We start from the raw sequence: 16,991 nt of genomic DNA on the forward strand, positions 1-16,991 counted from the left end.
GCTCAGCTCTCGACCCAGCCGTGCGATCTGGCGTGGTCGACCAGCGGCTGCCGGATCGCGGAGATCTGGGCCGCGGTCAGCGTCGGCACCCGCTCGATCAGTAACTCCGTCACCTCGTAGGTGAACTCGCGCGGCGACAGGACGTCGCACATCCCGTCATCCTCGCCGGTCTGCCCGGTCCGCGTCGGCACGACGTCCGGCACCCGTTCCGGGCGGGCGCCCGCGACCGGCTCGACGATCCGCAGGGCCGCCACCTTCAGACCACGGTCGCCGGCCTCCACCTCGTACTCGACACGCATGCCGGGATGCACCAGGTGCCGCTGCTCGCCGAAGTCGTTGGCGTGGACGAAAATGTCCTCGCCACCCTTCGCCGGCGCGATGAAGCCGTAACCACGTGCCTCGTCGAACCGGATGACCTTACCTGCCGCCCACACAGCCACCACCCACTCCCACCACTCAACCAGGATCTCGACAGTGTCCACACACACTGCTCGGCAACGGTACCGAACACGTCGTGACCTGGCGTCCAACGATCACCACGCGCACCATTCCGCGCCGGGAGCGCAGCTGGCATTCTGTTCGTACCATCGCCGAGCAGGTGTGGAGGCCGTCGTGTCGATCGAGGATCGCGCAAAGAAGCCGAGGCTGCCGCCACGCTGGTTCATCCGGACGGCCTGGTCCGTGCACCGGGGGCTCTATCGGGTGTTTCGCGGCCGAGTCGGGCTCTGGCGACCCCGCCCGGACCGGTGGGGCACCCTGCGGCTGACCACGACCGGTCGCCGCACCGGTCAGCAACGCGGTGTCATCGTCGCGTACCTGGAGGATGGACCCAACCTGTTCACGTTGGCGATGAACGGCTGGGGTGAGGGTGAGCCCGCCTGGTGGCTCAACCTGCGAACCCATCCGGAGGCGACGGTGGACCTGGTTGACGGGCGGCGGCTGGTCCTTGGACGCGCCGCGGCCGGGGACGAGCGGGTCCGCCTGTGGACCCGTTGGCGCGACATCGACACCAACCTGGACGCCCTCGCGGCACTGCGCCCCTCCGAAACCGCGGTGGTGGTTCTCGAGCCCCGCTCCGGCGTCGAGGGCGTCGCCGGCCAGCCGCAGCCCGACGCCTGACGCGGTCCGCCCGCTCCCCCACGCCGCCGCTGGGCCACGCCTCGGGCGACGACGCAGCCACCCTCGACCGGACGATGCCGGTGTCGGGTGAGACATGAGCGCGCGCTTGTCCGGCTGCTTGACCTCGCTCATATTGCGGGTCTATTTTTAGAGCACAACGTTAGAGTTGGACTCTATTTTTGGAGGACACGATGAGCCAGCCCCACGCCATCCAGAAGCCAGGGCCGGACCTGGACTCCACGCAGCGGGACCCGGAGGAGGAGTCCGTCCACCGCGCGCTGGAGCGCTACTACCGCACCGGCAAGCCGCCGTGGGACACCGGCGTGACGCCGCCCGAGCTGGTCGACCTGGTAGAGGGGCCGGGGGCGCTGCCGCCCGGCCGCGCCCTCGAACTTGGTTGCGGCACCGGAACCAACGCCACCTACCTCGCACGGCACGGCTGGGAGGTGGCGGCCGTCGACCTGATCGACCGCGCCGTCGACCAAGCCAGGGAGAAGGCTGCGGCGGCGGGAGTGGCGGTACGGCTGCTGCACGGAGACGCCACCCGCCTCGACGAGCTTGACGTGCCGGGCCCCTTCGACCTGTTCTTCGACCTGAGCTGCTACTGCGGAGTCCCGCTGCACCGCCGCGACGCCTACGCCGCCGGGCTCACGCACCGCGCCGCTCCCGGGGCACGCCTGCTGATGTTCGGGTACGGCCCCGAGCCGCTCGGCAGTCCGATGCCCGAGGTCACGTCGTGGGCGGCAGGCGTCACAGCCGACGAGCTCCGCGCCAGGTTCCGCGGCTGGGACCTCCTCGACGTCACACCGGGCACCAACTCGGTGCCGACCTTCTGGTTCACGCTGCGCCGCGACGCCTAGCAATCTCCGGTCACGGCACCTCCGGTCGCGGGTCGAGGTGGAACGCCCGGCGCGGTGACTTGACCTCAATCTCGGGTGAGGTCCTAACCTCCGTTATCGGAGGTAAGGCATGAGCATGGAATTTGCCGCGTGGACGTCTCTGCACCACGCGATGAACGCGCAGGAAGAACGACCACTGTCCCGTGTCACCCTGAAGCGCATCGTGGAGTTCGCGCGTCCCCACCGGTCCCTGATCGTCAGGTTCCTGCTGTTGAGCGTGGTGACGGCGGTCCTCACGGTGGCGGCACCGGTCCTCGCCGGACGGGTCGTGGAGGCCATCGTGGACGGCGCCGACAGCGGCGTCGTGATCCGGTTGGCGGTGCTGATCGCCGTGATCGCCCTGGCCGAAGCCGGCCTGGGTCTGGTAACGCGCTTCCTGTCCGCCAGCATCGGTGAGGGACTCATCGTCCAGCTGCGCACGGCCGTCTTCGACCACGTGCAGCGCATGCCGGTGGCGTTCTTCACCCGGACGCGCACCGGTGCGCTGGTCAGCCGCCTGAACAACGACGTGATCGGCGCGCAGCGGGCCTTCAGCGACACCCTGTCGGGGGTGGTCGGCAACGCGGTAACCCTGGCACTGACGCTGGCGGTGATGCTCAGCTTCTCGTGGCAGATCACGGTGCTGGCGCTCGTGCTGCTGCCCATCTTCGTCCTCCCGGCGCGCCGGATGGGTTCGAAGCTCGCCCAGTTGCAGCGTGAGGCGGCCGAGCACAACGCGGCCATGAGCACGCGGATGACGGAACGCTTCTCGGCACCCGGCGCGACACTGGTCAAGCTGTACGGGCGGCCGGCCGAGGAGTCGGCGGAGTTCGCGGCGCGGGCGCGTCGGGTGCGGGACATCGGCATCCGCACCGCCATGCTCCAGTGGGTCTTCATCACCGCGCTCACCGTCGTCGGCTCGCTGGCGCTGGCCCTGGTCTACGGGCTGGGCGGTCTCTACGCCCTGCGGGGCAGCCTGGACGCCGGGACCGTGGTCGCCCTCGCGCTGCTGCTGTCGCGTCTCTACGCGCCGCTGACCTCGCTGGCCAGCGCCCGGGTGGAGGTGATGAGCGCGCTGGTGAGCTTCGAGCGGGTGTTCGAGATCCTCGACATCAAGCCGCTGATCCTCGACCGACCCGATGCCCGGCCGCTCCCCGACGGGCCGGTCGCGGTGGAGTTCGACGGGGTACGGTTCGGCTACCCGTCAGCGGACAAGGTGTCGCTCGCGTCTCTCGAAGATGTGGTGAAGCTCGACGCCCGCGGCGGCGATGAGGTGCTGCACGGGGTGTCGTTCCGCGCCGAGGCGGGGCAGATGGTCGCCCTCGTCGGCTCCTCCGGGGCGGGCAAGTCGACGATCGCGCAGCTCGTCCCCCGCCTGTACGACGTCGAGGACGGCGCGGTGCGGCTCGCCGACGTCGACGTACGCGACCTGTCGGCCGAGTCGATCCGGACGGCGCTGGGCGTCGTCACCCAGGACGGGCACCTCTTCCACGAGAGCATCCGCGCCAACCTGGCGTTCGCTCGGCCGGACGCCACGGAGGCCGAGATGTGGGAGGTGCTCCGGCGTGCCCGCCTCGACGACCTGATCCGCTCCCTTCCCGATGGGCTCGACACGGTCGTCGGTGAACGCGGGTACCGGCTGTCGGGCGGGGAACGGCAACGGCTCACCATCGCGCGCCTGCTGCTGGCCCGTCCGCGCGTGGTCATCCTCGACGAGGCCACCGCGCACCTCGACTCGACCTCCGAGGCCGCGGTTCAGGAGGCCCTCGCCGAAGCTTTGACCGGCCGGACGAGTGTGGTCATCGCGCACCGGCTCTCCACCATTCGGGCGGCAGACCAGATCCTCGTCGTCGAAGACGGCCGAATCGTCGAGCGTGGGCGACACGGCGAACTGCTCGCCGCCGGTGGCCGGTATCAGGAGTTGTACCGCACCCAGTTCGACCAGGCCCAGCCGACGGTCCAGGAGCAACGCGTCGCCATCTGAGGCCGCCGCACCGGGCGACCTGCGCCACGACGCGAGCCGCCGCCCGCCCCGGGGGATCCCCGTGCCGGGCGGCGGCAGCGGACGGTCAGTCGTTGTCGTCGTCGGCGTCGTCGTCGTCATCGGCGTCATCGGCGTCGTCGACCGGCTCGTGCTCGGCCTTCACCACCGAGCCGTTGTCCCGGTCGACGTCCACCTCGTGCTCGGTCTCGCCAGCGACGATCTCGACGCTCCACACCGGCCGGCCGTTCTCCTGCTCGGATTCGACCTCGACGATCTGACCGCCACCGGCCTTGGCGAGTGCGATCTCACCGGCGCGCTTCTCGTCGACCGCGCTGCCCGCCGGCGCGGTGCCGGTGGTCGGCGTACCGCTCGGCGTACCCGACGAGGCGCCCGCCGACGGCGTACCGCTGGTCCCCGGCGCGGCGGTGGTCGCGCCGGCCTCCGGCGCGTCCGTGGCCGTCGGGGCGACGGTGGCCGCGGCGAGTGCCGTGCCGCCGGCCCGCGTGTCGCTCACGGCGTTGACGCCGAGCGCGACCCCGGCCACCGCCAGCACCGCCGACCCGCCGACCGTCGCCAGAAGCAGGTTGGTGCGCTTCATCGTGGTGTCCACCTTTCCTCGGATGTCAACTCCTGGGTTGTCGACTCTGAGGATCGGCTGAACTGGGATAGCACCGCGCTGTCCGAACGCTAAGGCCGGGTTAAGCCGGCGCTGGCGTCGGCCGCGCACCCAGCCCCAAGGGTGCGCCTCGACCGGAAGTGATCAGAGCGCCATTCGCATGAAGACGTCGGCGCGGGCGTACGGCGGCAGCGGGATCTGTTCCGGACTGACGTGCTGGAAGCCGGCAGCCTCGTAGAGGTGCACGGCGTTCGCGAGCTTGGTGCTGCTGCCCAGGAACAGGGTGGTCGCGCCGAGCTGGCGGGCACGCTCGATCGCCGCCCCGATGAGCTGGCGGCCGAGGCCCTTGCCGCGCGCCGCCGGGACCACCGTCATCTTCGACAGTTCGAAGACGTCGTCGGAGTTGCGGACCAGGGCGACACAGCCGACGATCTCCCCGCCGGCACGGACGATCAGCACGTCGCCGCCCGGGTCGACGATGGCGGCGAACGGGTCGCCGAGCGTCTTGCGGTCCGACTCCTCAATGGTGAAGAAGCGGGAGATCCATTCCTCGTTCAGCGTCCGGAAGGCCTCGGCCTCCGCAGCGGTCGTCATGGACGTGACGGTGAGCGTGCTCGGGTTCATGGTTCGATTCTCCGGCCACCGCTATTCGAACGTCCAATATCTTGTTCGGGGTCATTCGTATTCTTGACGTATGGAACCCGAGTTGCGCCACCTGCGCTACTTCGTCGCGGTCGCCGAGGAGCTGCACTTCGGCCGGGCCGCGGTGCGGCTGCGGATGGCCCAGCCGCCACTGTCGCAGCAGATCCGCCAGCTCGAGGCGATGATCGGTACGCCGCTGTTCGTTCGCACCTCCCGATCGGTGGCACTGACGCCCGCGGGCGAGGCGTATCTGGGCCGGTGCCGGCGGGTGCTGGCCGCCGTGGCCGACGACGTGCACGAGGCGGGGCGCATCGGGCGCGGGGAGCAGGGGCGCTTCGACATCGGCTTCGTCAGTTCGGCGATCCCGCTCGGGCTGGCCGGGCCGATCCGTCGTTTCCGCGAACGCCATCCGGCCGTCCACCTACGGCTGCACGAGGCGTACACGGCGCACATCGTCGACCGGTTGTTGAACGGCGAGGTCGATCTCGGCGTGGTTCGGGACGCGGACGACCACGACGACCTGGTCGGCACCACGTTCGCCACCGAGTCCTTCGTCGCCGTCCTGCCGCCCGACCACCCGCACGCGGGAAGCCTCGCGATCAACGCCGTGATGCTGCGCGACGACCCGTTCGTCTTCTTCCCACGGGTGGCCGGCGAGCGGGCCTACCAGCGCAATCTCCGGCCGTGCCTGGAAGCCGGCTACACCCCGCGCATCGTCCAGGACGCCACCAGTTGGGCCACTGTGGCGCACCTGGTCGCGGCCGGCCTCGGGGTGACGATCGCGCCGGCGAGCATCTCCGCCGTGGTGCCCGCCTCGGTGGCAGTGCTGCCGTTGACCGACACCGAGGCCAGCACCGAGGTGCAGATCCTGCGCCGGCGAGACGACGACCGGATCACCTCGGCGGGCTTCGAGGCCGCGGGTCAGGCACCCTGACCTGCGCGGTGCGGCACCGGCCGTGCCAGCGCGGCTAGCCGCGCCTGTTGAGTTCCGCTTCGAGCCGCTGGACGAGCGTCTTCCGGTCCTTGCCGGCGTGCTCGTTGCGCAACGCGGTCCTGAGCTGCCGCGTGTCGAGGCCACGGACCAGCTTGGCGGCCTCGGCGACCGACATCTCCGACATCCGGCCGGCCGTGGTGGCGTCTCGACGCGCCCGTTTCGCCGGCCCGGTGTTGGCGACGTACTGCTTGCCGGATCGGGAGGCGGCACGCTTCTTCGTGTCGGTCGCCCGCTTCTGGCTGTCCGACATCTCGTCCCAGGCCTTCTTGGGCAGGTAACGGCTCGTCGTGTCGCCCTTGCGCGCGCGGGTGTCGCCCTCTTTCGTCTGCCACTTCTCGTTGCCCCAGCGCTGGAGCGACTTCTGCCGCTCGTCCTTTTCGCCCAGGAATCCCCCGCCGCGCTTCTTGTACTCCTGAGTCACCAGCTGTGACTTGCGCGCCGACCACTGCCCCGGCCTGCCACCCTTGTCGGAGGCCTTGACCTCTTCCTTGATCTGCTCTCTGAGCTCGGGTTTCGTATACCGCGCCATAGCTGGCAGCTACCCCACGGCACCGCGCCTAACCCTCCCGCCGGGTCGTCGGTGGCCGCAGCCGCAGCAGCACCCGCGCCCCGCCAGTCGGGCCGGCCCGCAACTCCAGGCTCCCGCCGCCGGCCTGCGCGGCGCGCCGAGCGATGTCCAGGCCGAGACCTGTCGACCCGGCCGCGCTGGCGCCCCGCCGTACCGCCCCGACGGGCAGGCCGGGGCCGGCGTCCGCCACGGTGAGGACCACCTCCCCCGCGTCGCGGGTGAGGTGGACGGCGAACGGCGTCCCGTCGGGGGTGTGCGCGAAGACGTTCCCGAGCAGGGCGTCCACGGCCGCCGCCAGGTCGTCGGCGGGCACCCCCACGGGCAGCGGGCCGGGAACCAGGTCGAGGGTGACGGCCCGGCCGGTGTCCTCGGCCAGCACCGACCAGAACGCCACCCGGTCGGCGACGATCGCCGCCGCGTCCGAGGTGGCCGGCTGCGCCGTCGGCGAGTGACGCCACCGGGCCTGCCGGATCAACCCGGTGACCGCGCGTTCGAGCCCGTCGGCCGCGGTGGTGATCCGGGCGGCGTCGTCCGGGTCACGCAGCGACTCCGCCTCCAGGCGCAACGCCGTCAACGGGGTACGCAGCCGGTGCGACAGGTCGGCGACCTGCTCGCGCTCCTGCACCAGGAGCACCTGGATCCGGGTGGCGAGATGGTTGAGCGCACCGGCCACCTCGCGCAGCTCGGCCGGTCCGGCCGGGGTGACCCGGGCGTCCAGCTCGGCGTTGGCCAACCGGTGCGACACGGCGGACAGGTCGCTGATCGGGCGGACCAGGTTACGGGCCAGCCGGTCGGCGACCAACAGGCCGATCAGCACCAGCAGCACACCGAGCAGGGCCAGCACCAACCAGGCCCGGGTGACCCCGGCGGTCAGCTCGTGTCGCGGCACCACGATCCGGATCACCCCGGTCCCGTCCGTCCGCCCCTGCACGGCGATGACCACCTCCCGGCCGGCCGCCGACTCCCCGGTGAGGCTCTGCCCGCGCGCGGCCAGGGCCACCGCCGGCGTACGGGGGGTCTGCGCGCCGAGCACCGAACCGTCCGGCAGGAAGACGCTCACCGGTCGTCCGGATTCGGCGGCGAGTTGCTCGACGGTGAGTCGGATCGTCGTCGCGTCGGCGGTGCCGACCACCGGCACCAGACTCTGCGCGTCGGCGGTGGCCGCGACTGTGGCCCGGTCCTCCGCGACGGTGCGGACCAGCAGCGCCAACGGCACCAGGAACGCGATCAGGGTGAGCACGCTGACGGCGGCGACCAGCAGGGCGAGCCGGGCCCTCACGGCTGTGCCGCCGGTGCCTCGAGACGCACCCCGACCCCGCGCACGGTGTGCAGGTAGCGCGGCTGTTGGGCGTTCTCCCCCAACTTGCGGCGCAGCCAGGACAGGTGCACGTCGACGGTCTTGTCGGCGCCGCCGTACGGGATCTGCCAGACCTCGGTGAGCAGTTCACGTTTGGTGACCACCTGGCCGGGGCGGCCGGCCAGGTGGTGCAGCAGGTCGAACTCGCGCGGCGTCAACTCCACCGCCGTCCCGTCCAGGGTGACCTGTCGGGACCGGGGGTCGACGCGCAGTCCGCCCACGACGAGCGACGGGTCCTGCCCGTCCGTGCCCGCCGGGCCCCGTCGCAGCACCGCCCGGACGCGGGCGTCGAGCTGCGCGGCGGTGAACGGCTTGACGACGTAGTCGTCGGCGCCCGCGTCGAGCACCCGGACGATCTCGGCCTCGTCGTCGCGGGCGGTGGCCACGATGACCGGCACCGAGCTGACCGCGCGCAGCATCCGCAGCAGCTCGCGGCCGTCCAGGTCGGGCAGGCCCAGGTCGAGCACGACGAGGTCGGGCCGATCCTCCAGGGCGTCCCGCAGGCCGGCCATCGCGGTCGAGGCGGCGGCCACCGCGTGGCCGCGTTCCCGCAACGCCCGGATCAGCGGCGTACGGATCGTCAGGTCGTCCTCGATGAGCAGCAGGCGGGCCACAGCTGGCAGGTTAACCGCTACCACCGGCGGCGAGGCCCACGTTAACCACGCCTTAGCGTCGGGATGTGCCAACGACAAGGACGGATCGGGGATAGTCAGGGAATGGGCCGTCGTTCGATCCTCGTTGCCGCCGGGTGGGTGGCCACGGTCGCCGTGGCCACCCTGATCGGGTTGGGCGCGATCCAGCTGGTCGGGGAGAGCATCACCGGCACCCCGGGTGGGGTGCGCAGCGAGGCGGAGATCGAACGGGCGCTCGCCTCGCCGGAGCCCGTGCCCAGCGGCACGACGGGCACCGGCTCGGCCGCTCCGGGCACGACGGGCGCCGCACCCAGCGCCAGCCCCGGGGTCCGTCGGGGGTTCGCCACCGAGGGCGGCACGGCCGTGGCCGAGTGCGGCGCCGGCGGCGTACGCCTCGTCTCCTGGGCGCCGGCGCAGGGCTACCGGGTCCGGGACGTGGACCGGGGCCCGGACGACGACGTCGAGGTCACCTTCGCGGGGTCGACCCGCGAGTACGAGTTGAAGGTGCGCTGCATCGGCTCGGAGCCGGTGGCCGTCGCCGACGACTAGCCGCGCCGCGCTCCTTCGCGAGTCCCGACACTGCCGGTCCCGACGCGACCGGTAACGATCAAACCGGTCGGAGACGACGGGGCCGGCACGGTACGTCCGTGCCGGCCCGGTCAGCGGTGGTGGTTCAGCTCGTGTACGCCTCCACCTCCCAGAGCGAATGGCCGTATCCGGTGCCCCGGGCGGTGCCGTTGATCCGCAGGTAGCGACCGTTGGCGCCGAGCCCGGCGTGCTCGTCCACGCCACCGTCGGCCCCGGTCACCGTCTTCGCGGTGGTCCAGGTGGTGCCGTCGTTCGAGGTCTGGATCTGGTACGCGCTGCTGTACGCCGCCTCCCAGCTCAGCTTGACCCGGCCGATCGCGGTGGGGCTGCCGAGGTCGACGCGGATCCACTGCGGATCGGAGAACGTGCTCGACCAACGGGTGGTGAGGCTGCCGTCGACCGCCTGGGCGCCGGACACGTCGGCCCCCTCGTTGCTGGACGTCGACGTGGGCTTGTTCAGCAGCAGGTTCCCGCCGGTCGGGCTGCCGGTGCCGCCGTACACCTCGAATTCGAACAGCGAGTAACCCCAGGCGGTGCCCCGGGTGGTGCCGAGCAGCCGGACGTACCGGCCGGAGCCGGTGAGCCCGGTCAGGTCGTCCACGCCGCCGTCGCCGCCGGTCACCGTGCGGATCGTGGTGAAGGTGACCCCGTCCGGTGAGGTCTGGATCTGGTACCCGCTGCCGTACGCCGCCTCCCAGGTCAGCTTGACCCGGTTGATGGCGTACGAGGCACCCAGGTCCACGTCGATCCACTGTGGGTCACCGAACGCGCTGCCCCACCGGGTGCCAGCCGCGCCGTCGAACGCGTTGGCCGCGGTGAACGCGCCCTCGAAGCTGGACGCCCGCGCCGGCTTGCCCCGGGCCAGGTTGGCACCCGGCTCGGGATCCGGGTCCGGGTCGGGTCCTGGTCCACCGGGGCTCGTGGAGAGGGTGAACTCGTCGATGTCGAAGTACGGGCCGGTGCCCTTGAAGACCAGGAACAGGGTCCGGGTGCCGGTCGGTGCGGTGACCCCGCCGGTGACCGTGGCGAAGGTGGCGTACCCGCCGGTGGGGACCACGGTGGCCGAGCCGACCAACGGACCGGTGGGCGAGTCGACCCGCAGTTCGAGGGTGCCACCGCCGCCGGCCGGGGCGCCGACCCGGGCGCTGAACGACTGCACGCCGCTCAGGTTGTACGGACGGAACGAGATCCAGTCGTTGTTGTCGATGTAGCCGACCGCCGCTCCGCCGTGCCCGGCCGCCCCGGCGACGATCTGGACGCCGGACGAGTCACCGAAGTGCTCGGCCTGCCGCACCCGGGGTTGCAGCACCGCCTGGGTGTGCGTGGTCAACGGCGGTTGGCCGCCCCCGCCCAGGTCGGTGTACTCGGCGTCGATGATGCCGAAGATGTTCGCCGCGGTGTCGTGCTCACCGTCGGCGGTGGTCTGGATGACCCCGGTGCAGCCCTGCGCGCTGCCGAGTTGGTGGCCGTGCGAGTCGTGGCCGAGGACGTAGTTCACCTTGACCCGGGCGCAGTTGACCGCACCGTCCTGGGCGTCGGTGACCGTGACGCTGAACGGCACGGCGTCGCCGAAGGAGAACGTCTGCCCGTTCAACGGGGTGTTCACGGTGACCACCGGCGCGCTGTTGCCGACCGTGACGACCACGCTCGCGGTGGCCGTCTTGCCGGTGGTGTCCCGGACCGTCAGCGTCGGGCTGCGGGTCCCGTTCGTGGTGTACGTGAAGCTCGGGTTCGCGGCCGTCGAGTCGGTGGTGCCGTTGTTGTCGAAGTCCCAGGCGTAGGTGAACGGGTCACCGTCCGGGTCGAGGGTGCCGGCCGAGGAGAAGGCCACGGTCAGCGGCGCGCTGCCGCTGGTCGGGGTGGCCGACACCTTGGCGACCGGCGCTCTGCCCTCGCGGGCGTACTCGATGCGGTAGAGCGCCGAGTTGGCGTCGCCGTTGAACCAGCCGGTGCCGTAGTCGAGCACGTAGAGCGCGCCGTCCGGGCCGAACTCCATGTCCATGACCTGTGTGCCGGTCCACGGGAACGGGTTGATCTTCAGTGGTTGGCCGGACGCGTCGAGCTTGATGTTCTTGATCCAGCGACGACCGAACTCACCGGCGAAGTAGGTCCCGTCGTAGTACTCGGGGAACGCCACCGGCGAGGTGTTGTTCGGGTCGTACCGGTAGACCGGGCCGCCCATCGGCGACAGGCCACCGCCGGTGAACTCCGGTGGCGAGCCGGAGCCGCCGTACGGCAACCAGGCCGGGATGGCCGGCGGCAGCTGGGTGATGCCGGTGTTGTTGGGCGAGTTGTTCACCGGCCCACCGGCGCAGTTGAACTTCGCCCCGGACGGCCCGGACGGGAAGGTGTAGTCGTTGTAGGCGTCGTTGCGGGCGGTGCAGTACGGCCAGCCGTAGAAGCCGGGCCGGTCGATGCGGGCGAACTCCACGTTGCCCGCCGGTCCCCGGTTCGGGTCGGCGGTGCCCGCGTCCGGACCGTAGTCGCCGAGGTAGACGATGCCGGTGGCCTTGTCCACGCTCATCCGGAACGGGTTGCGGAAGCCCATCGCGTAGACCTCCGGGCGGGTCCGCGCGGTGCCCGGGGCGAACATGTTGCCGGCCGGGATGGTGTACCCGCCGGCCGCGCTCGGCTTGATCCGGAGCACCTTGCCGCGCAGGTCGTTGCTGTTCGCCGAGGTGCGCTGCGCGTCGGAGGCGGGGTTGCGCCCGGCTCGCTCGTCGATCGGGGTGAACCCGGCCGAGTCGAACGGGTTGGTGTCGTCCCCGGTGGACAGGTAGAGGTTGCCGGCCGCGTCGAAGTCCATGTCGCCGCCGACGTGGCAGCACATGCCCCGACTGGTCGGCACGTTCAGGATCAGCGTCTCGCTGGCCAGGTTGATGGTGTTGTCCGCGTTCACGGTAAACCGGGCCAGCCGGTTGACGCCGTCCCAGGGGGCGAAGTCCGCCGGGGTGCCGGTGGCCGGGGGGCCGCCGCCGGGAGTGTTCAGCGGTGGGGCGTAGTACGCGTACACCCAGCGGTTGGTGGCGAAGTTCGGGTCGGCCTTGATGCCCTGCAGGCCCTCCTCGTCGCCGGTGTAGACCGGCAGGGTGGCGGCGATCTTGGTGTTGCCGGCGGCATCGGTGTGCCGGATCACGCCGTTGCGGGAGGTGTGCAGCACGCCCCGGTCCGGCAGGACGGTCAGGCTCATGGGTTCACCGGTCTCGGCCGCACCCTTCGCCAGCTCCACCTGCTGGAAGCTGCTGGTGACGGTGGGGCCGCAGTCCGCGTCGAGCGCGCCGGCGGCCGTCTGGATGCCGCCGAGCAGGTGCTGACGGAAGCTCGCCTCGGTGTACGACGCGTCGGTGTGGCCCAGGCCCGTGTACCAGGCTCGGCCGCCGGAGTAGTTCTGGCACCAGGAGATCGGGTGGTCGGCACCCATGCTCCCGCCGGTGTAGGTGCTCTCGTCCAGGGTGGCCAGCACGTGCGCGGTGCCCCGCGGGTTGGTGCGGTAGTTGTACAGCTCGTCGAACCGGTTCCACCGCTGCGGCAGGGTCGCGGTGGACGGGTGCACCTGGTCGGCGACCTTGACGGTGACGTTCTGCTCGGCCGGGTGCGAGGCGAAGTACGCCCCGACCAGCCCGCCGTACCAGGGCCAGTCGTACTCGGTGTCGGAGGCGGCGTGCACGCCGACGTAGCCGCCGCCGCCGGTGATGTAGCGCTCGAACGCGGCCTGTTGGGCGGCGTTGAGCACGTCGCCGGTGGTGGACAGCCAGATCACCGCGGCGAACCGGTCCAGGTTGGCGTCGGTGAACTGGGCGGCGTCCTCGGTGGCCTCGACGGTGAAGCCGTTGGCGGCGCCGAGTTGCTGGATGGCGGTGATGCCCGGGGTGATGGATCCGTGCCGGAACCCGGCAGTTTTGCTGAAGACCAGCACGGTGAACGGTGCGGCGCTGGCCGTGGATGGCGCGGCGACGATGCCGCCGGCCACGAGGATCGCGCTCAGGGCGACGCCGAGCCACGATCTCAGGGATCTGCGCACGATTGTCCTTTCGTGGTACGAGGACGGCGTGCGCCGATCACGCCTGGCAGTGGAACGAGGAATGTGAATGCATCGTTGCGTCCGGATCACGGCCGCGTCAAGTCTCTTCCACCATCCGTGAGAGCGTTATCTCCGCAGGTCAGGGACGACCGTGGCGAGCAAGATCGAATAACGGTTTTCGGGGTGCGATCGACGGCGGAAACCGTCCGCTCAGCGACCGCCCGCCACCAACTCGGCGATCATCCCCTCGCAACTGCGGACGACGACCTGGGCGCCGCGCCGCTGCGCCAACGGGAGCAGGGGGTCCTCCGCCCGGTCCCGCCACCGCCACTGCGCGTCGGTGGCAACCTCCCAGAGCCGCTGCACGGTCGCCTCGTGCTCGACCCCCAGTCGGGCCGCGAGGCCCACCCCGTCACCCCCGACGAGCCGCTGCGCCTCGGCGGTCAACTCCGCGTCGAAGCCGAGCCGGGCGTTGCGCAGCGCCACCAGCAGGCGTAGCTCCCGGAACTCGTGCGCACCGGCGAGGATCCGCTCGACCGCGCCGGCCAACTCCGTGGAACCCGGGGTCGGCTCGGCCCGCAGCAGCGTCTCGACCGCGGCCAGCGCGGACCGGGCCTTGAGGGCGTCGCCGCGGTCGATGAAACAGCGGGTCACCGACTCACGCAGCTCGGTGAGGCCACTGCGCCGAATGAGTTCCGCCGAGAGCTTCACCCGGCTGTCGAACCCACTGCGCACCAGGGTGGTCGCCAACCGGACGCCGAAGAGCCCGAACCGGTCCAGCAACGCGGCACGCGCCGCCGTTTCCAGCCGTACCGGCAGCTCGCCGTGGAGGAACCGATCGGCGGAGATCAGATGGGCGTCCAGCTCGACCCGGGGCACCTGGGCGATGGCGGCGAGCGCGGCGAAGTCCGACTCGCCGAGCATCCGGCCCGCCAGGCCGAGCATCCCACTGCACGCCACCACGTTCACGCTGAGCGCGCTCACCCGTGGATCGCGGTGGTGCCGACGAGCGAGCTGCCGGGCGGTGAGCAGGCCGTCGATCCGACCTCCGCCGATCTCGTCCGCGCGGGACAACACCATGATGACGTTGACCGGCGCGACCTGCCCCACCACGCTGTCCCGGCCCGACTCCAGCACCCGCAGATCACTGTCGCGGGCGTCGCGGGTCAGATACAACACCGCGTCCGAGTCCCGTAACACCCGCTCCCACACCGGCGCCCGATCCTGCTCGACGGTGCTGGTGACCGCGGGTGTGTCGATGAGCGTGACCTGCCGCAGCGCCCGCGTCGGCCACCGCACCACGATGTCGCGCACGTCGCCCGCGCCCCAGCCGAGATCCACCCGCAGGCCGGTCGCCGACTTGACCACCGTCAACTCCTGCGGAGGCTGACCGGCCGGATACGCGGTCGCGTGCGGCTCGGCGCCATCCTCGTACCAGGTGAACGCCCCGTCCGCCCGCTCGACCGGCGCGACCTCCTCCCCCATCAGGGCGTTGAGCACCGTCGACTTGCCGGAACGCCAGGGGCCGGCGACCGCGATCCGCAGCGGTTGCTCCAACCGGGCGACCTGGTGCCGCAGCTGCCCGACGGCCCGCGGATGGTCCCGGTAGAGGTCGATGGCCTGGTGCAACAACTCCCAGGCCGCCTCGTCCAGGCGCAGACCCACGGTCATGCCTGCGGCTCCAACAGCAGCGGGGCGGCCCGGGTGCCGGTCAACTGCTGAGCCTGTTCGTAGAGCGCGGCCAACCGGGTCATCTTCAGCCGGATCTCACGCTGCCGCTGCTCGCGCAGCGACGCATCCGTGTCGGCCTCCTGCTTGGCGCTGCGGAACGACTGGACGATCGCCTCCTGAAGCTCCTCGGTCAGCCCCGTGAAGTGGTCCCGCAGCATCCGCTGCACCTGCCGGGCGGTGTCCCGGCAGTCCCGGATCATCCGGGCGAAGAAGTCGTCGACGTGTCGCTGGATGGCCGTCTTGACGGTCGCCTGACGGCGACGGAGCAACTGCTTGCTCTCGTCGCGGATGCTCTTGCCGCCGAACAGCGCCCCGATGCCGACCGAGACCGGGTTGATCATCGGCATGCCGGCCAGGGTGGTCGCCAGACCAAACATCAGCATGCCGCCGTACGAGCCCTTCATGCCGGTGAACAGCTTCTGGCTCGGGGTGAACCGGTCGATCGTCGGCATCTGCAACTCGGGCAGCCGCTGCCCGATGTCCTCCGGCATGGTCATCGACCAGGGCGGCAGCACGTCGTAGCCGTACCTGTTGAAGTTGGCGGCCACCCGCCGGGCGATCCAGTCACAGCGCTGGATCAGCCACTCGTGGTTCGCCTCCGCGGCCTCCACCAGGCTCCGCTCCAGCCAGTCCTGGAAGGTGTCCCAGGCGACCAGCGGATCGGCCGTGTCGAAGGCCTCGTCGACCGTACGCAGGATCTCCCGGGTCCGGTCGCGCAGGTCGTACTCGATGTCGGACAGCAGGTCGCCGATCTCGTCGCTGAGGGTGTTCTGCCACCGGGTGGAACACCGGCGCAACTCGTCGACCTCACGCTGCGCCGCGTGCAGGCGGGAGATCGGCCCGGACTGCTCCTCGGCCTCCTGGGTCGCCAACTCGGCGCGCAGCGGGGCGGCCAACTGCTCCACCACCGTCCGGGCCACCGTCTGCACCGACGACCGGGCCAGCCGGTCGGCCTTGCCGGCCAGGTCCCGCTGAAGTCTGGCGATCAGCACGGGAAAGCCGGACTCGGCGTTGAGACCCCGGTCGTCGTTCCCGGCGGCGCGCAGTCGCAACGTCGCGGAGACCGGGATCAGCGTCGCCGGGATGCCCGCCTCGGCCAGGTGCTGCCGGTTGCGTTCGGCCACCGCACGCCAGTCCGCCACCAGATCGGTCTTGCTCTGCACCACGACCACGTTGGGGTGTGCACGCATGACGTGCAGCAGCATGTTCAGCTCGGCGACCGACAGGTCCCGGGTGGAGTCGGAGACCAGCAGCACGGTGTCCGCTCGAGCGGGTGCGGCGACCGACGTCGCGCCGCCGATACCGGAGACCTCGTCGGCGCCGGGAGTGTCCACGAGCACCAACCCGGCGCCGAGCAGGGCGCGGGGCACTCCGATCTCGACGTACGCCGGGCCGCCACCCGGCCGGCGTCCGATCAGGCCGGCCACGCTCTCCGCGACCTGGTTCAGTGCCACCGGGGTCCGCTCGACGGCCACCGCGACGGCGGCGCCGCCCCGGGCGGATGGCGGCGCCTGGGCGACCGCGACGGTCGGGGCCTCGGCATGCTGCACCACTGTCGGTAGGACCGTGGTGCGGCCGTCGCCGACCGGACAGGCCGGCGCGTTGATGATCGCGTTGATGAGTTGGCTCTTGCCCTGGTTCGGCTCGCCGATGACCAGGACGCGCAGCGTCGGATCCAGCAGTTGGGCACGCTTCTGCCGGACCGTCTGGAGCAGGTCACCACGACCGTGTGCACTGCACGTGCGGGCGATGTCGTCCAGCACGTCCAACCAGATCCCGGCCATCACCGCACCAAGTGTGCTGATTTCAGCTCAATTATCAAGAGGCAGCGGACATGGAAGCGGAGAGGGCCGGACCGCCC

Annotated in this window: 14 protein-coding genes; 5 read left to right on the forward strand and 9 right to left on the reverse strand. The window is 71.2% G+C overall.

The genetic code is table 11. The features are described from left to right. Positions 1-2: 2 nt before the first annotated feature. A complete protein-coding gene (locus AB0O48_RS23995) occupies positions 3-434 on the reverse strand; it encodes a cold shock domain-containing protein (RefSeq protein WP_357250302.1) in 432 nt (143 codons plus the stop codon). Positions 435-612: 178 nt separating this feature from the next. Between AB0O48_RS23995 and AB0O48_RS24000 the strand changes: the two genes are divergently transcribed. The 3 genes from AB0O48_RS24000 to AB0O48_RS24010 all read left to right on the forward strand — a co-directional run bounded on the left by AB0O48_RS24000 (position 613) and on the right by AB0O48_RS24010 (position 3,981). Beyond that, positions 613-1,119: a nitroreductase/quinone reductase family protein gene (locus AB0O48_RS24000; protein ID WP_357250066.1), complete on the forward strand. Its 507-nt coding sequence runs from the start codon at positions 613-615 to the stop codon at positions 1,117-1,119. 191 nt (positions 1,120-1,310) lie between these two features. Further along, complete coding sequence (locus AB0O48_RS24005; RefSeq protein WP_357250068.1) at positions 1,311-1,979, forward strand: class I SAM-dependent methyltransferase; 669 nt, start codon at positions 1,311-1,313, stop codon at positions 1,977-1,979. A 109-nt stretch (positions 1,980-2,088) separates the two neighbouring features. Next, the gene (locus AB0O48_RS24010; protein WP_357250071.1) at positions 2,089-3,981 is read left to right on the forward strand and encodes an ABC transporter ATP-binding protein; all 1,893 of its coding nucleotides are present in this window, start codon (positions 2,089-2,091) and stop codon (positions 3,979-3,981) included. Between the two features lie 85 nt (positions 3,982-4,066). On the opposite strand, the gene AB0O48_RS24015 is transcribed toward AB0O48_RS24010, so the two are convergent. Further along, positions 4,067-4,579 (reverse strand): PepSY domain-containing protein, encoded by a 513-nt coding sequence (locus AB0O48_RS24015; protein WP_365068452.1) that lies wholly within the window; start codon positions 4,577-4,579, stop codon positions 4,067-4,069. A gap of 162 nt (positions 4,580-4,741) precedes the next feature. Continuing rightward, entirely contained in the window at positions 4,742-5,191 is a 450-nt protein-coding gene (locus AB0O48_RS24020; protein WP_357250077.1) for a GNAT family N-acetyltransferase, read from the reverse strand. Between the two features lie 100 nt (positions 5,192-5,291). Between AB0O48_RS24020 and AB0O48_RS24025 the strand changes: the two genes are divergently transcribed. Beyond that, complete coding sequence (locus AB0O48_RS24025) at positions 5,292-6,173, forward strand: LysR substrate-binding domain-containing protein (protein WP_357250080.1); 882 nt, start codon at positions 5,292-5,294, stop codon at positions 6,171-6,173. A 34-nt stretch (positions 6,174-6,207) separates the two neighbouring features. On the opposite strand, the gene AB0O48_RS24030 is transcribed toward AB0O48_RS24025, so the two are convergent. Genes AB0O48_RS24030 through AB0O48_RS24040 form a run of 3 tightly spaced genes read right to left on the reverse strand, consistent with a single transcriptional unit; the run spans position 6,208 to position 8,772 of the window. After that, entirely contained in the window at positions 6,208-6,762 is a 555-nt protein-coding gene (locus AB0O48_RS24030) for a DUF5872 domain-containing protein (protein ID WP_357250082.1), read from the reverse strand. 28 nt (positions 6,763-6,790) lie between these two features. Next, the gene (locus AB0O48_RS24035) at positions 6,791-8,080 is read right to left on the reverse strand and encodes a HAMP domain-containing sensor histidine kinase (RefSeq protein ID WP_365068455.1); all 1,290 of its coding nucleotides are present in this window, start codon (positions 8,078-8,080) and stop codon (positions 6,791-6,793) included. Continuing rightward, a complete protein-coding gene (locus AB0O48_RS24040) occupies positions 8,077-8,772 on the reverse strand; it encodes a response regulator transcription factor (RefSeq protein WP_357250088.1) in 696 nt (231 codons plus the stop codon). The genes AB0O48_RS24035 and AB0O48_RS24040 overlap by 4 nt, the downstream gene beginning before the upstream one ends. A gap of 102 nt (positions 8,773-8,874) precedes the next feature. On the opposite strand from AB0O48_RS24040, the gene AB0O48_RS24045 reads away from it, so the two are divergent. After that, positions 8,875-9,339 carry a septum formation initiator gene (locus AB0O48_RS24045; protein WP_357250091.1) on the forward strand — a complete coding sequence of 155 codons (465 nt, stop codon included), beginning with the start codon at positions 8,875-8,877 and terminating at the stop codon, positions 9,337-9,339. 124 nt (positions 9,340-9,463) lie between these two features. On the opposite strand, the gene AB0O48_RS24050 is transcribed toward AB0O48_RS24045, so the two are convergent. The 3 genes from AB0O48_RS24050 to AB0O48_RS24060 form a co-directional block, all read right to left on the reverse strand. After that, entirely contained in the window at positions 9,464-13,399 is a 3,936-nt protein-coding gene (locus tag AB0O48_RS24050; protein WP_365068458.1) for a ThuA domain-containing protein, read from the reverse strand. A 210-nt stretch (positions 13,400-13,609) separates the two neighbouring features. Next, entirely contained in the window at positions 13,610-15,070 is a 1,461-nt protein-coding gene (locus AB0O48_RS24055; protein WP_357250096.1) for a hypothetical protein, read from the reverse strand. Beyond that, positions 15,067-16,914: a dynamin family protein gene (locus AB0O48_RS24060; protein WP_365068525.1), complete on the reverse strand. Its 1,848-nt coding sequence runs from the start codon at positions 16,912-16,914 to the stop codon at positions 15,067-15,069. The genes AB0O48_RS24055 and AB0O48_RS24060 overlap by 4 nt, the downstream gene beginning before the upstream one ends. Between the last annotated feature and the right edge of the window lie 77 nt (positions 16,915-16,991).

Origin of the sequence: Micromonospora sp. NPDC085948, from assembly GCF_040686315.1 — a bacterium.
In the GTDB taxonomy this organism is placed as follows: domain Bacteria; phylum Actinomycetota; class Actinomycetes; order Mycobacteriales; family Micromonosporaceae; genus Micromonospora.

Coding starts and splice junctions, on each gene's coding strand:
- AB0O48_RS24010 (WP_357250071.1), top strand. CDS start 2,089: ATGAGCATGGAATTTGCCGCGTGGACGTCTCTGCACCACGCGATGAAC.
- AB0O48_RS24005 (WP_357250068.1), top strand. CDS start 1,311: ATGAGCCAGCCCCACGCCATCCAGAAGCCAGGGCCGGACCTGGACTCC.
- AB0O48_RS24060 (WP_365068525.1), bottom strand. CDS start 16,914: ATGGCCGGGATCTGGTTGGACGTGCTGGACGACATCGCCCGCACGTGC.
- AB0O48_RS24020 (WP_357250077.1), bottom strand. CDS start 5,191: ATGACGACCGCTGCGGAGGCCGAGGCCTTCCGGACGCTGAACGAGGAA.
- AB0O48_RS24045 (WP_357250091.1), top strand. CDS start 8,875: ATGGGCCGTCGTTCGATCCTCGTTGCCGCCGGGTGGGTGGCCACGGTC.
- AB0O48_RS24025 (WP_357250080.1), top strand. CDS start 5,292: ATGGAACCCGAGTTGCGCCACCTGCGCTACTTCGTCGCGGTCGCCGAG.
- AB0O48_RS24030 (WP_357250082.1), bottom strand. CDS start 6,762: ATGGCGCGGTATACGAAACCCGAGCTCAGAGAGCAGATCAAGGAAGAG.
- AB0O48_RS24015 (WP_365068452.1), bottom strand. CDS start 4,579: ATGAAGCGCACCAACCTGCTTCTGGCGACGGTCGGCGGGTCGGCGGTG.
- AB0O48_RS24055 (WP_357250096.1), bottom strand. CDS start 15,070: ATGACCGTGGGTCTGCGCCTGGACGAGGCGGCCTGGGAGTTGTTGCAC.